This is a genomic window from Escherichia sp. E2586, from assembly GCF_005781105.1.
Lineage (GTDB): Bacteria > Pseudomonadota > Gammaproteobacteria > Enterobacterales > Enterobacteriaceae > Escherichia.
The window spans coordinates 195799-210509 of sequence record NZ_VATN01000006.1 but is presented as its reverse complement, the minus strand read 5'-3'; the positions used below and the strand labels follow the sequence as shown (position 1 = coordinate 210509).

The following is a 14711-nucleotide window of genomic DNA, read 5'->3' as shown; positions in this document are numbered from 1 at the left end:
TTTTTCATTGTTTTCAGCGTACAAACGCAGTCTTTTGGTGTACTCTTGCGACCGTTCGCATGAGGATAATCACGTATGGAAATGAACTTTACCCGTGTGGCATTGCTGGCTGCCGCGCTCTTGTTTGTTGGTTGCGATCAAAAAACACAACCCGCCAAACCCCACGCTACTGAAGTTACCGTTCTTGAAGGCAAAACAATGGGAACCTTCTGGCGTGCCAGCATCCCTAGCATTGACGCCAAACGCAGTGCTGAACTTAAAGAGAAGATTCAGACCCAGCTGGACGCTGACGATCAGCTGCTTTCGACCTATAAAAAAGACTCCGCGCTGATGCGCTTTAACGACTCGAAAAGTTTGTCGCCGTGGCCGGTAAATGAAGCGATGGCGGATATCGTCACTACCTCGCTGCGTATTGGCGCAAAGACCGATGGCGCGATGGATATTACAGTCGGGCCACTGGTGAATCTGTGGGGCTTTGGCCCGGAACAACAACCGGTACAAATTCCGAGCCAGGAACAAATTGATGCAATGAAAGCCAAAACCGGCTTACAGCACCTGACGGTCATCAATCAGTATCATCAGCAGTACCTGCAAAAAGATCTTCCGGATTTATATGTCGATCTTTCGACCGTCGGCGAAGGCTATGCGGCCGATCATTTGGCACGCTTGATGGAGCAGGAAGGTATTTCCCGCTATCTGGTGTCGGTGGGGGGGGCGCTGAACAGCCGCGGTATGAATGGCGAAGGCCAACCGTGGCGAGTGGCGATTCAAAAACCAACCGATAAAGAAAACGCGGTTCAGGCGGTGGTGGATATCAACGGCCACGGTATCAGCACCTCCGGCAGCTACCGCAACTATTACGAACTGGACGGCAAACGCCTTTCCCATGTTATCGATCCGCAAACCGGACGACCTATCGAACATAATCTGGTGTCCGTGACGGTGATTGCTCCGACGGCACTGGAAGCTGACGCCTGGGATACAGGTTTGATGGTGCTCGGGCCAGAGAAAGCCAAAGAAGTCGTTCGCCGGGAAGGGCTGGCGGTTTATATGATCACCAAAGAAGGCGATAGTTTTAAAACCTGGATGTCGCCGCAGTTTAAAAGCTTCCTGGTGAGCGAAAAAAATTAAAGCGCAAGATTGTTGGTTTTTGCGTGATGGTGACCGGGCAGACTAAAGGCTATCCTTAACCAGGGAGCTGATTATGAAAAACGCCACACGCTTAACTGACGATCAACGCTGGCAATCGGTCTTAGCCCGCGACCCGAATGCCGACGGCGAATTCGTTTTCGCCGTGCGCACCACGGGTATCTTTTGCCGTCCGTCTTGCCGCGCGAGACATGCCTTGCGGGAAAACGTCTCCTTCTACGCAAATGCCAGCGAGGCACTCGTCGCCGGATTTCGCCCCTGCAAACGCTGCCAACCTGATAAAGCCAATGCCCAGCAACACCGGTTGGATAAAATCACCCACGCGTGTCGACTACTGGAACAGGAAACGCCTGTAACGCTGGAAGCCTTGGCCGACCAGGTGGCGATGAGTCCATTCCATCTGCATCGTTTATTTAAAGCCACCACCGGAATGACGCCAAAAGCCTGGCAACAGGCCTGGCGTGCTCGTCGCTTGCGCGAATCGCTGGCGAAAGGGGAGAGCGTCACCCAGGCGATTCTGAACGCTGGATTCCCCGACGGCAGCAGTTACTACCGCAAAGCTGACGAAACGTTGGGTATGACGGCTAAACAGTTTCGTCACGGTGGCGAAAACCTGGCAGTGCGTTATGCGCTGGCTGATTGTGAGCTGGGGCGTTGCCTGGTGGCGGAAAGCGAGCGGGGGATTTGCGCGATTCTGCTGGGCGACGATGACGGGACATTAATCAGCGAACTCCGTCAGATGTTTCCTGCCGCTGACAACGCGCCGGCGGATCCGATATTTCAGCAACATATACGTGAGGTTATTGCCAGCCTCAATAACCGCGATACGCCGCTGACGTTACCGCTGGATATTCGCGGCACCGCTTTTCAACAACAAGTCTGGCAGGCGCTTCGCACTATACCTTGTGGTGAAACGGTGAGTTACCAGCAACTGGCGAACGCGATTGGCAAACCAAAAGCCGTTCGCGCCGTAGCCAGTGCCTGCGCCGCCAATAGATTAGCTATTATTATCCCTTGTCATCGGGTAGTACGCGGTGATGGCACACTTTCTGGTTACCGCTGGGGCGTGTCGCGCAAAGCGCACTTGCTGCGCCGCGAAGCTGATCATGAGGAGAGGTAATGTTGGATCTGTTTGCTGATGCTGAACCGTGGCACGAATCGCTGGCTTCCGGCGCGGTGATTTTGCGCCGTTTTGCTTTTAACGTTGCGGAACAACTGATGCACGATATCAGTGGCATTGCCAGCCAGTCGCCGTTTCGCCAGATGGTCACTCCTGGCGGATATACCATGTCGGTGGCGATGACCAACTGTGGGCATCTGGGCTGGACGACCAATCGGCAAGGTTATCTCTATTCGCCCATTGATCCGCAAACAAATCAACCGTGGCCTACCATGCCGCAAAGTTTTTATGATTTATGTCGGCGCGCGGCCACGGCAGCGGGCTATCCAGATTTCCAGCCTGACGCTTGCCTTATCAACCGCTACGCCCCGGGCGCGAAACTGTCGCTGCATCAGGATAAAGACGAACCGGATCTGCGCGCGCCAATTGTTTCTGTTTCTCTGGGCTTACCCGCGATTTTTCAATTTGGTGGCCTGAAACGAAATGATCTGCTCAAACGACTGTTGCTGGAACATGGCGATGTAGTGGTGTGGGGCGGTGAATCACGGCTGTTTTATCACGGCATTCAACCGCTCAAAGCGGGGTTTCATCCACTCACCGCCGACTGCCGCTACAACCTGACATTCCGTCAGGCAGGTAAAACAGAATAAAAATAAGAATTATTATTGCTGTGCACGCGGAGATGTTTAAACTGCGGGCTGTAATTCATTGTCCGGGTTTTCTGCATGGAACTTCTTGTACTTGTCTGGCGGCAGTATCGCTGGCCATTTATCAGTGTGATGGCGCTAAGCCTCGCCAGTGCGGCATTAGGCATTGGCTTAATTGCTTTTATCAATCAGCGCCTTATCGAAACGGCGGATACCAGTCTGCTGGTGTTGCCGGAGTTTCTGGGTTTATTGCTGCTGTTAATGGCGGTAACACTGGGATCGCAACTGGCACTTACTACGCTGGGGCATCATTTCGTTTACCGACTGCGTAGCGAATTTATCAAGCGGATTCTGGATACTCACGTCGAGCGTATCGAACAACTCGGTAGCGCCTCGTTGCTGGCGGGGTTAACCAGCGATGTACGCAATATTACCATTGCTTTTGTGCGTCTGCCGGAACTGGTGCAGGGGATCATTCTCACTATCGGTTCAGCGGCGTATCTCTGGATGTTGTCGGGCAAAATGTTGCTGGTAACGGCTATCTGGATGGCAGTCACCATCTGGGGCGGTTTTGTACTGGTGGCGCGGGTGTACAAGCATATGGCGACTCTGCGTGAAACCGAAGACAAACTGTACTCGGATTTTCAAACTGTACTCGAAGGGCGCAAAGAGCTGACTCTGAACCGTGAGCGCGCCGAGTATGTGTTTAACAATCTCTACATTCCTGATGCGCAAGAGTATCGCCATCATATTATCCGCGCAGACACCTTCCATCTAAGTGCCGTGAACTGGTCGAACATTATGATGCTGGGTGCTATCGGCCTAGTATTCTGGATGGCAAATAGCCTGGGTTGGGCTGATACCAACGTTGCCGCGACCTATTCGTTGACGCTGTTATTCCTGCGTACGCCACTGCTTTCGGCGGTTGGCGCATTGCCGACGCTGCTGACGGCGCAGGTGGCGTTTAATAAGCTGAACAAATTCGCGCTCGCACCTTTCAAAGCGGAGTTTCCGCGTCCGCAGGCGTTTCCCAACTGGCAAACGCTTGAGCTGCGTAATGTTACGTTTGCTTATCAGGATAACGCGTTTTCCGTTGGGCCGATTAACCTCACCATTAAACGTGGCGAACTGCTGTTTCTGATTGGTGGCAATGGTAGCGGCAAATCGACGCTGGCGATGTTGCTGACTGGGTTGTATCAGCCACAAAGCGGCGAAATCTTGCTGGATGGCAAACCTGTCAGCGGCGAACAACCGGAAGATTATCGCAAACTGTTTTCGGCGGTGTTTACCGATGTCTGGTTATTTGATCAACTGCTGGGGCCGGAGGGCAAACCTGCTAACCCGCAACTGGTTGAGAAGTGGCTGGCGCAGCTGAAAATGGGTCATAAGCTTGAGTTAAGTAACGGGCGTATTGTTAACCTGAAGTTATCGAAAGGGCAGAAAAAACGCGTGGCGCTGTTGCTGGCTTTGGCAGAAGAACGCGATATTATTCTGCTGGATGAATGGGCGGCGGATCAGGATCCACATTTCCGCCGTGAGTTTTATCAGGTGCTGCTGCCGCTGATGCAGGAGATGGGTAAAACAATTTTCGCTATCAGCCATGATGATCACTACTTCATCCACGCCGACCGCCTGCTGGAAATGCGCAACGGACAACTTAGCGAGCTGACCGGCGAAGAGCGTGACGCTGCTTCGCGTGATGCCGTTGCCCGGACGGCATAATATTTCGACGCTGACCTGGCGGACTGCTGCCGCCAGGTCAATATTCTAAAAATCCCCCCGTTTCTAATAACCCTATAATTAATCAACGAAATTATAATGTTTATAAAATTAGAAGATAATTTATAAACATTATTTAAATATTGTTACTTAAGTGTTACCGTTGATGCCGCGCAAATCTCACCTGCAATAAAGCGACTAAAAGTAAGGCATTAACAAGATGAAAAAAGTGACTGCCATGCTCTTCTCGATGGCCGTGGGGCTTAATGCCGTTTCGATGGCGGCAAAAGCGAAAGCGTCCGAGGAGCAGGAAACTGATGTACTGTTGATTGGCGGCGGCATTATGAGCGCCACGTTGGGGACCTATTTACGCGAGCTGGAGCCTGAATGGTCGATGACCATGGTGGAGCGCCTGGAGGGTGTCGCGCAGGAGAGTTCGAACGGCTGGAACAACGCCGGAACCGGGCATTCTGCACTGATGGAACTGAACTACACCCCGCAAAACGCCGATGGCAGCATCAGTATCGAAAAAGCAGTCGCCATTAACGAAGCATTTCAGATTTCCCGCCAGTTCTGGGCGCACCAGGTCGAGCGCGGCGTGCTGCGTACTCCGCGTTCATTTATCAATACCGTTCCGCACATGAGCTTTGTCTGGGGCGAAGATAACGTCAACTTCCTGCGCGCCCGTTACGCGGCCTTGCAACAAAGTTCGTTGTTCCGCGGTATGCGTTACTCCGAAGATCACGCGCAAATCAAAGAGTGGGCGCCACTCGTGATGGAAGGACGCGATCCGCAGCAGAAAGTGGCTGCGACACGTACAGAAATCGGCACCGATGTGAACTATGGTGAAATCACTCGCCAGTTAATTGCTTCCTTGCAGAAAAAATCTAACTTCTCGCTGCAACTCAGTAGCGAAGTCCGCGGCCTCAAACGTAATGACGACAACACCTGGACCGTCACCATTGCCGATCTGAAAAATGGCACAGTACAGAACATTCGCGCGAAATTTGTCTTTATCGGTGCGGGCGGTGCGGCGCTGAAGCTTTTGCAAGAATCCGGTATCCCGGAAGCGAAAGAGTACGCTGGTTTCCCGGTGGGCGGTCAGTTCCTCGTCTCGGAAAACCCTGACGTGGTTAATCACCATCTGGCGAAGGTTTACGGTAAAGCATCTGTCGGTGCGCCGCCGATGTCGGTTCCGCATATCGATACCCGTGTTCTGGACGGTAAACGCGTAGTGCTGTTTGGACCATTTGCCACCTTCTCAACCAAATTCCTCAAAAACGGTTCGTTGTGGGATCTGATGAGTTCCACCACCACCTCTAATGTGATGCCGATGATGCACGTCGGGCTGGATAATTTCGATCTGGTGAAATACCTGATTAGTCAGGTGATGTTGAGTGAAGAGGATCGTTTTGCAGCGCTGAAAGAGTACTATCCACAGGCGAAAAAAGAGGACTGGCGTTTGTGGCAAGCGGGGCAGCGCGTACAGATTATCAAGCGTGATGCCGACAAAGGCGGCGTACTGCGTCTGGGAACAGAAGTGGTCAGTGACCAGCAAGGAACCATTGCTGCGCTGCTGGGGGCATCGCCGGGGGCGTCAACCGCCGCACCGATTATGTTGAATCTGCTGGAAAAAGTGTTTGGTGATCGTGTTTCCAGCCCGCAATGGCAGGCCACGCTGAAAGCGATCGTTCCGTCTTATGGACGTAAGCTGAATGGTGATGTGGCAGCAACGGAACGTGAGTTGCAGTACACCAGCGAAGTGCTGGGGCTGAAATACGACAAACCGCAGGCGGCAGACAGTACGCCGAAACCGCAGTTGAAACCGCAACCCGTTCAAAAAGAAGTGGCGGATATTGCGTTGTAATGATGTGCCACATCCGGCATGGTATGCCGGATGTGGCGTAGGCCTGATAAGACGCGCCAGCGTCGCATCAGGCAACCGGCTCGGGCGTTGCATGTCGGTGCGGTGTAACCGCCTTATCCGACCGACGGGCGTTACGCTGTGTTTAGCGAACTACCGCGTTGTCAATCTTCTCTTCCGCCTTCCAGATGCGGTACTTCACATCCACATTGTCTGGCGTATACACCACGATCGGCAGCTTGCTGTTGTAACGCAGCATTCCGGTATCGCCCAGATACGCGGTGACAAATTTCTTCTCTTTCTTGCCATCCGGGCAGGCCATCATCGTGGAAACCGGGGAGCTAACTTTATCAAAGACATAATAATCATAGCCCCAGCCTTCCAGCGTTTTGCTTTCCAGTTTCCCGCCGAGACGATGCAGATTGCAGTCAACTTCCAGCGTCTGACCGATTAACAGTTCTACTTTCAGGGTAGATTCATCTTCTTGCGGGGTTAACTGAATCACCTGACGCTTCATCCCTTTTTCAGCTTGCGGATAAGGGGCGATTTTTTCCAGTGGCTGAACGCTTTCTGCCGCCCAGGCTGAAGTTGTGGCGAAAGCGGCAAACAATACTGCAGGTAGAATAGTCTTCATTTTTGCTTTCCTTCTTCATTTATAGGTTTTCACCGATGATGTCGCTGAAGGTTAACATATTCATCAGATTTATTAATTTGCTTTATGAATAATGCATAGAATATTCAGACAACTTTACCTTCTCTTTTGGAGTTATATGCTGATGGATAGCGAAGCCTGGAAGAATATCTTTGGTGAATTTATCGCTATGTAAAATTGTTTATAACCGATTGAAATGTGAATAAAAGCCCATTTTTGCCAGCCTTCCCGCCACTCTTTTGATCCTGCTACAGGTTTTACCCCGATCGGGGTATGCATCTTTGACACATCCTTTAATATCTTAGCGCCTATAAAAATGGCTTATTAATTACGCGGTTTCTTTGGTCGCTCTCAATTTTCAGAGCACGTTAATGATGGAAGGTCAATGTGAAGATTGATGCATCCCGTCGGGGCATACTCACTGGTCGCTGGCGCAAAGCCAGTAACGGTATCCGTCCGCCCTGGTCCGGTGATGAATCTCATTTTCTGGCCCATTGCACCCGCTGCGATGCCTGTATTAATGCTTGTGAAAACAACATTCTGCAACGCGGCGCGGGTGGCTATCCGAGCGTTAATTTCAAAAATAACGAGTGCAGCTTCTGTTACGCCTGCGCGCAGGCTTGCCCCGAATCGCTATTTTCTCCGCGCCACACCAGGGCCTGGGATTTGCAGTTCACCATTGGGGACGCGTGCCTGGCGTATCAGTCAGTTGAATGTCGCCGCTGTCAGGATAGCTGTGAGCCAATGGCAATTATCTTTCGCCCGACGCTCTCCGGGATCTACCAGCCGCAACTTAATAGCCAACTTTGCAACGGATGTGGAGCATGTGCAGCCAGTTGTCCGGTATCAGCCATAACTGCGGAGTATCTCCATGCACACTAACTGGCAAGTTTGCAGCCTGGTCGTGCAGGCCAAAAGCGAACGAATTTCAGACATCAGCACCCAACTGAACGCCTTTCCCGGCTGTGAAGTTGCTGTCAGCGACGCGCCGAGCGGTCAGTTGATTGTGGTGGTGGAAGCAGAAGACAGCGAAACGCTGATCCAAACCATTGAGTCAGTACGCAACGTAGAGGGCGTGCTGGCGGTGTCGCTGGTTTATCACCAGCAGGAAGAGCAAGGTGAGGAAACACCATGAAACTCAGTCGTCGTAGCTTTATGAAAGCTAACGCCGTTGCGGCCGCTGCGGCGGCTGCCGGTCTCAGCGTGCCGGGCGTTGCCCGCGCCGTTGTTGGTCAGCAGGAAGCCATTAAATGGGATAAAGCGCCGTGCCGTTTCTGCGGTACTGGTTGCGGCGTTCTGGTCGGAACGCAGCAGGGGCGTGTGGTGGCTTGTCAGGGCGACCCGGACGCACCGGTTAACCGTGGCCTGAACTGCATTAAGGGCTATTTCCTGCCCAAAATCATGTACGGTAAAGACCGTTTGACGCAGCCGCTTCTGCGTATGAAAAACGGTAAATATGACAAAGAAGGCGAGTTCACCCCAATCACCTGGGATCAAGCCTTTGATGTGATGGAAGAGAAATTCAAAACCGCCCTGAAAGAAAAAGGGCCGGAATCGATCGGTATGTTCGGTTCTGGTCAGTGGACTATCTGGGAAGGTTATGCCGCGTCCAAGCTGTTCAAAGCGGGCTTCCGCTCGAACAACATCGACCCGAACGCGCGTCACTGTATGGCGTCGGCAGTAGTTGGCTTTATGCGTACCTTTGGTATGGATGAGCCGATGGGCTGCTATGACGACATCGAGCAGGCTGACGCGTTTGTGCTGTGGGGCGCAAACATGGCGGAGATGCACCCGATCCTCTGGTCGCGCATCACTAACCGTCGTCTCTCTAACCAGAACGTCACCGTGGCGGTGCTTTCTACCTACCAGCATCGTAGCTTCGAGCTGGCGGATAACGGCATCATCTTTACGCCGCAATCTGACCTGGTGATCCTGAACTACATCGCCAACTATATCATTCAAAACAATGCGATAAATCAGGACTTCTTCAGCAAGCACGTTAACCTGCGCAAAGGGGCGACGGACATCGGCTACGGTTTACGTCCGACCCATCCGCTGGAAAAAGCAGCGAAGAATCCGGGTTCTGACGCCTCCGAACCGATGAGCTTTGAAGATTACAAAGCCTTCGTTGCCGAGTATACGCTGGAAAAAACCGCCGAAATGACTGGCGTACCAAAAGATCAGCTGGAACAGCTGGCGCAGCTGTATGCCGATCCGAACAAGAAAGTCATCTCCTACTGGACGATGGGCTTCAACCAGCATACCCGCGGTGTGTGGGCCAACAACCTGGTCTACAACCTGCACCTGCTGACCGGCAAAATTTCCCAGCCGGGTTGCGGTCCGTTCTCCCTGACCGGGCAGCCTTCCGCGTGTGGTACTGCGCGTGAAGTGGGCACCTTTGCTCACCGTCTGCCTGCGGACATGGTGGTGACTAACGAGAAACACCGTGATATCTGCGAGAAGAAGTGGAATATCCCGAGCGGCACCATTCCGGCGAAAATCGGTCTGCACGCGGTAGCACAGGACCGTGCGCTGAAAGACGGCAAGCTGAATGTTTACTGGACCATGTGTACCAACAATATGCAGGCCGGGCCGAATATTAATGAAGAGCGTATGCCGGGCTGGCGCGATCCGCGCAACTTTATCATCGTCTCCGATCCGTATCCGACAGTCAGTGCGCTGGCCGCCGACTTGATCCTGCCGACCGCAATGTGGGTAGAGAAAGAGGGGGCTTACGGTAACGCCGAACGCCGTACTCAATTCTGGCGTCAGCAGGTACAGGCGCCAGGCGAAGCGAAATCGGATCTCTGGCAGTTAGTTCAGTTCTCCCGCCGCTTCAAAACTGAAGAAGTATGGCCGGAAGAGCTGCTGGCGAAGAAACCGGAACTGCGTGGCAAAACGCTGTACGAAGTTCTGTATGCCACTCCGGAAGTGAGCAAATTCCCGGTATCCGAACTGGCGGAAGATCAGCTGAACGATGAATCCCGCGAGCTGGGCTTCTATCTGCAAAAAGGGCTGTTCGAAGAGTACGCATGGTTTGGTCGCGGTCACGGTCACGATCTGGCACCGTTCGATGACTACCACAAAGCGCGCGGTCTGCGCTGGCCGGTGGTGAACGGTAAAGAAACGCAGTGGCGTTACAGCGAAGGTAACGACCCGTACGTGAAAGCGGGCGAAGGCTATAAGTTCTACGGTAAACCGGATGGCAAAGCGGTGATCTTCGCGCTGCCGTTCGAACCGGCGGCGGAAGCACCGGATGAAGAGTACGACCTGTGGCTCTCTACCGGACGCGTTCTGGAGCACTGGCATACCGGCAGTATGACTCGCCGTGTACCGGAACTGCACCGTGCCTTCCCGGAAGCGGTCCTGTTTATTCACCCGCTGGATGCGAAAGCGCGCGATCTGCGTCGTGGCGACAAAGTGAAAGTGGTTTCTCGCCGTGGCGAAGTGATCTCGATTGTCGAAACGCGCGGTCGTAACCGTCCGCCGCAGGGCCTGGTGTATATGCCGTTCTTCGACGCTGCACAGCTGGTTAACAAACTGACGCTGGACGCGACCGATCCGCTCTCGAAAGAGACGGACTTCAAGAAGTGCGCGGTCAAACTGGAGAAGGTGTAAGCCATTATGTCCCGGTCAGCGAAACCTCAAAATGGTCGCCGCCGCTTTCTGCGCGATGTCGTTCGCACAGCAGGCGGGCTGGCTGCCGTGGGTGTGGCGCTGGGGTTACAACAGCAAACCGCACGCGCATCTGGCGTGCGGTTGCGCCCGCCCGGAGCCATAAACGAGAACGCCTTTGCCAGTGCCTGTGTGCGTTGCGGTCAGTGTGTTCAGGCTTGCCCTTACGACACCTTAAAACTGGCGACGCTGGCCTCTGGTCTGTCGGCAGGTACGCCGTATTTTGTCGCGCGGGATATTCCTTGCGAAATGTGTGAGGACATTCCGTGCGCCAAAGTGTGCCCAAGCGGTGCGCTGGATCGTGAGATCGAATCGATCGACGACGCGCGGATGGGGCTGGCGGTGCTGGTGGACCAGGAAAACTGTCTCAACTTTCAGGGGCTGCGCTGTGATGTTTGTTATCGCGAATGCCCGAAAATTGATGAGGCAATCACCCTGGAGCTGGAGCGCAACACGCGTACCGGTAAGCACGCCCGTTTTCTGCCGACGGTTCACAGCGACGCCTGTACCGGCTGCGGTAAGTGCGAAAAGGTGTGTGTGCTGGAACAACCGGCAATCAAGGTGTTACCGCTGTCACTGGCGAAAGGGGAGTTAGGTCACCATTACCGCTTCGGCTGGCTGGAGGGGAAAAATGGCAAATCGTAAACGTGACGCCGGGCGCGAAGCGCTGGAGAAAAAAGGCTGGTGGCGCAGTCACCGTTGGCTGGTGTTGCGTCGCCTTTGTCAGTTCTTCGTGCTGGGGATGTTTTTGAGCGGCCCGTGGTTTGGTGTGTGGATCTTGCATGGCAACTACAGCAGTAGCCTGTTATTCGACACCGTTCCGCTGACCGATCCGCTGATGACGCTGCAAAGCCTTGCCAGCGGCCATCTGCCTGCCACGGTGGCGCTGATCGGTGCGGTGATTATCACCGTGCTCTACGCCCTGGCAGGAAAGCGATTATTTTGCAGCTGGGTCTGCCCGCTGAACCCGATTACCGATTTAGCGAACTGGTTGCGCAGGCGCTTTGACCTCAATCAGTCTGCGACGATCCCTCGCCACATTCGCTACGTGCTGTTGGTGGTCATTCTGGTGGGCTCAGCCTTAACTGGCACGCTCATCTGGGAATGGATCAACCCCGTTTCTCTGATGGGGCGTAGCCTGGTAATGGGATTCGGCAGCGGCGCGCTGCTTATTCTCGCGCTGTTTTTATTTGATCTACTGGTCGTTGAACACGGCTGGTGCGGCCATATTTGTCCGGTCGGCGCGCTGTATGGCGTGCTGGGAAGCAAAGGTGTTGTCACCGTTGCGGCCACCGATCGACAGAAATGTAACCGCTGTATGGATTGTTTTCATGTTTGCCCGGAACCGCATGTGCTACGTGCCCCGGTGCTGGATGAACAAAGCCCGGTGCAGGTCACCAGCCGCGATTGCATGACATGCGGTCGCTGCGTGGATGTCTGTTCTGAGGATGTATTTACAATAACTACACGATGGAGTTCGGGAGCGAAATCATGAAAAGCCATGACCTGAAGAAAGCGCTGTGTCAATGGACGGCGATGCTGGCCCTGGTGGTGAGCGGCGCGGTTTGGGCGGCAAATGGCGTCGATTTTAGCCAGTCGCCGGAAGTATCCGGGACGCAGGAAGGGGCCATTCGGATGCCAAAAGAGCAGGATCGGATGCCGCTGAACTATGTGAATCAGCCGCCAATGATCCCGCATAGCGTTGAAGGTTATCAGGTAACGACCAATACCAACCGCTGCTTACAGTGCCACGGTGTTGAAAGCTATCGCACCACTGGCGCACCGCGCATCAGTCCTACTCACTTTATGGACAGCGACGGCAAAGTGGGCGCAGAAGTGGCTCCGCGTCGTTATTTCTGTCTGCAATGCCACGTGCCGCAGGCCGATACCGCGCCAATCGTGGGGAATACCTTTACCCCATCAAAAGGTTACGGGAAATAAGAGGTTATTATGGGAAATTCTGACCGTAAGCCTGGTCTGATTAAGCGCCTGTGGAAATGGTGGCGTACCCCCAGCCGTCTGGCGCTGGGGACGCTGCTGTTGATCGGCTTTGTTGGCGGCATCGTCTTCTGGGGCGGCTTTAACACGGGTATGGAAAAAGCTAACACTGAAGAGTTTTGCATTAGCTGCCACGAAATGCGCAACACGGTGTATCAGGAATACATGGATTCCGTGCATTACAACAACCGTAGCGGCGTACGTGCGACCTGTCCGGATTGTCACGTTCCGCACGAGTTTGTGCCGAAAATGATACGCAAGCTCAAAGCAAGTAAAGAGCTGTATGGTAAAATTCTGGGCGTTATTGACACGCCGCAGAAATTCGAAGCTCATCGCCTGACGATGGCACAGAATGAGTGGCGGCGAATGAAGGACAACAACTCGCAGGAGTGCCGTAACTGTCACAACTTCGAGTTTATGGATTTAACCGCCCAGAAATCGGTTGCCGCGAAGATGCACGATCAAGCGGTGAAAGATGGGCAAACCTGTATTGACTGCCATAAAGGGATAGCGCACAAGCTACCCGATATGCGCGAAGTTGAACCAGGTTTTTAACAGGATGTCATTGCGTGGGGATGCTTGAAGCCAGAGAATTGCTCTGCGAGCGGGATGAACGAACCTTGTTTAGTGGTTTGTCATTTACGCTGAACGCAGGAGAGTGGGTACAAATCACCGGCAGCAACGGCGCGGGGAAGACAACGCTTCTTCGTCTGCTGACCGGATTGTCTCGCCCTGATGCGGGAGACGTTCTCTGGCAAGGGCAGCCCTTGCATCAGATACGCGACAGCTACCATCAAAACCTGTTATGGATAGGCCATCAGCCGGGGATTAAAACCCGGCTGACGGCGTTAGAAAATCTGCATTTCTATCACCGTGACGGTGATACCGCACAATGTCTGGACGCCCTGGCGCAGGCCGGGCTTGCCGGATTCGAAGATATTCCCGTAAACCAGCTCTCTGCCGGGCAACAACGCCGCGTCGCGCTGGCGCGATTATGGCTGACCCGCGCTACGTTGTGGATCCTCGACGAACCTTTTACCGCGATTGACGTCAACGGCGTCGATCGTCTGACCCAGCGCATGGCGCAGCATACGGAGCAGGGGGGAATTGTGATTCTGACCACCCACCAGCCGCTCAACGTTGCTGAAGGTAAAATCCGCCGCATTTCTCTGACGCATACAAGGGGCGCATGATGTTCTGGCGCATTTTCCGTCTTGAGCTGCGCGTGGCGTTTCGCCATAGCGCCGAAATCGCTAACCCGCTGTGGTTCTTCCTGATTGTTATTACCCTTTTTCCACTTAGTATCGGTCCGGAGCCGCAATTGTTGGCGAGGATTGCACCGGGCATTATCTGGGTGGCGGCGCTGCTTTCCTCTTTGCTGGCGCTGGAGCGACTGTTTCGTGACGATTTGCAGGACGGCAGTCTTGAACAACTGATGTTGTTGCCATTACCCTTGCCCGCCGTTGTGCTGGCGAAGGTGATGGCGCACTGGATGGTGACAGGTTTGCCTCTGCTCATTCTCTCACCACTGGTGGCATTGCTACTGGGAATGGACGTGTACGGTTGGCAAGTGATGGCGCTAACGCTGTTGTTGGGAACCCCCACGCTTGGCTTTCTTGGTGCACCAGGCGTGGCGCTGACGGTCGGACTTAAGCGCGGTGGAGTGCTACTCAGCATTCTCGTGTTACCACTCACCATCCCCTTACTCATCTTTGCCACCGCTGCGATGGACGCGGCTTCGATGCATTTGCCCGTGGACGGGTATCTGGCAATTTTAGGCGCGTTGCTGGCTGGCACCGCGACATTAAGTCCTTTTGCGACGGCGGCAGCGTTACGAATCAGCATTCAATAACGCTGGATTACTGATTTTTGTTCGAGTCTGGTATC

At 53.8% G+C, this 14711-nt stretch carries 16 protein-coding genes; 14 read left to right on the top strand and 2 right to left on the bottom strand.

The genetic code is table 11. From position 1 onward, the window contains the following. Nucleotides 1-75 precede the first annotated feature (75 nt). From apbE to mqo, 5 genes are all read left to right on the top strand, one after another. Nucleotides 76-1131: an FAD:protein FMN transferase ApbE gene (gene apbE, locus FEK50_RS06175; protein WP_131162207.1), complete on the top strand. Its 1056-nt coding sequence runs from the start codon at nt 76-78 to the stop codon at nt 1129-1131. Nucleotides 1132-1204: 73 nt separating this feature from the next. Further along, a complete protein-coding gene (ada, locus tag FEK50_RS06170) occupies nt 1205-2269 on the top strand; it encodes a bifunctional DNA-binding transcriptional regulator/O6-methylguanine-DNA methyltransferase Ada (RefSeq protein WP_131162206.1) in 1065 nt (354 codons plus the stop codon). Beyond that, a complete protein-coding gene (gene alkB / locus FEK50_RS06165) occupies nt 2269-2919 on the top strand; it encodes a DNA oxidative demethylase AlkB (protein ID WP_131162205.1) in 651 nt (216 codons plus the stop codon). Before ada ends, alkB begins: the two co-directional genes overlap by 1 nt. A 75-nt stretch (nt 2920-2994) precedes the next feature. Further along, the gene (yojI, locus tag FEK50_RS06160) at nt 2995-4638 is read left to right on the top strand and encodes a microcin J25 efflux ABC transporter YojI (protein ID WP_131162204.1); all 1644 of its coding nucleotides are present in this window, start codon (nt 2995-2997) and stop codon (nt 4636-4638) included. 217 nt (nt 4639-4855) lie between these two features. After that, the gene (mqo, locus tag FEK50_RS06155) at nt 4856-6502 is read left to right on the top strand and encodes a malate dehydrogenase (quinone) (RefSeq protein WP_130207136.1); all 1647 of its coding nucleotides are present in this window, start codon (nt 4856-4858) and stop codon (nt 6500-6502) included. A 142-nt stretch (nt 6503-6644) separates the two neighbouring features. Here the strand turns inward: mqo and eco are convergent, their stop codons facing one another. Next, nucleotides 6645-7133, bottom strand: a complete 489-nt coding sequence (eco, locus tag FEK50_RS06150; protein WP_130207134.1) for a serine protease inhibitor ecotin — start codon at nt 7131-7133, stop codon at nt 6645-6647. A gap of 132 nt (nt 7134-7265) precedes the next feature. Beyond that, nucleotides 7266-7430: a hypothetical protein gene (locus FEK50_RS24695; protein ID WP_276320334.1), complete on the bottom strand. Its 165-nt coding sequence runs from the start codon at nt 7428-7430 to the stop codon at nt 7266-7268. A gap of 108 nt (nt 7431-7538) precedes the next feature. On the opposite strand from FEK50_RS24695, the gene napF reads away from it, so the two are divergent. Genes napF through ccmB form a run of 9 tightly spaced genes read left to right on the top strand, consistent with a single transcriptional unit; the run spans nt 7539 to nt 14676 of the window. Beyond that, the gene (gene napF, locus FEK50_RS06145; RefSeq protein WP_130207132.1) at nt 7539-8033 is read left to right on the top strand and encodes a ferredoxin-type protein NapF; all 495 of its coding nucleotides are present in this window, start codon (nt 7539-7541) and stop codon (nt 8031-8033) included. After that, nucleotides 8023-8286: a chaperone NapD gene (gene napD / locus FEK50_RS06140; protein ID WP_000557378.1), complete on the top strand. Its 264-nt coding sequence runs from the start codon at nt 8023-8025 to the stop codon at nt 8284-8286. The genes napF and napD overlap by 11 nt, the downstream gene beginning before the upstream one ends. Beyond that, complete coding sequence (napA, locus tag FEK50_RS06135) at nt 8283-10769, top strand: periplasmic nitrate reductase subunit alpha (protein ID WP_000778067.1); 2487 nt, start codon at nt 8283-8285, stop codon at nt 10767-10769. The genes napD and napA overlap by 4 nt, the downstream gene beginning before the upstream one ends. Before the next feature lie 6 nt (nt 10770-10775). Beyond that, complete coding sequence (napG, locus tag FEK50_RS06130) at nt 10776-11471, top strand: ferredoxin-type protein NapG (RefSeq protein ID WP_130260516.1); 696 nt, start codon at nt 10776-10778, stop codon at nt 11469-11471. Further along, on the top strand, nt 11458-12321 hold the full coding sequence (napH, locus tag FEK50_RS06125; RefSeq protein ID WP_130260515.1) for a quinol dehydrogenase ferredoxin subunit NapH: 864 nt from the start codon (nt 11458-11460) through the stop codon (nt 12319-12321). The genes napG and napH overlap by 14 nt, the downstream gene beginning before the upstream one ends. Beyond that, a complete protein-coding gene (gene napB / locus FEK50_RS06120) occupies nt 12318-12767 on the top strand; it encodes a nitrate reductase cytochrome c-type subunit (RefSeq protein WP_000835174.1) in 450 nt (149 codons plus the stop codon). Before napH ends, napB begins: the two co-directional genes overlap by 4 nt. Nucleotides 12768-12776: 9 nt before the next feature. Further along, the gene (gene napC / locus FEK50_RS06115) at nt 12777-13379 is read left to right on the top strand and encodes a cytochrome c-type protein NapC (protein WP_130260514.1); all 603 of its coding nucleotides are present in this window, start codon (nt 12777-12779) and stop codon (nt 13377-13379) included. A gap of 14 nt (nt 13380-13393) precedes the next feature. Next, on the top strand, nt 13394-14017 hold the full coding sequence (gene ccmA, locus FEK50_RS06110) for a cytochrome c biogenesis heme-transporting ATPase CcmA (RefSeq protein WP_240780279.1): 624 nt from the start codon (nt 13394-13396) through the stop codon (nt 14015-14017). Next, nucleotides 14014-14676: a heme exporter protein CcmB gene (gene ccmB, locus FEK50_RS06105; protein WP_000971724.1), complete on the top strand. Its 663-nt coding sequence runs from the start codon at nt 14014-14016 to the stop codon at nt 14674-14676. Before ccmA ends, ccmB begins: the two co-directional genes overlap by 4 nt. The last annotated feature ends 35 nt before the right edge of the window (nt 14677-14711 follow it).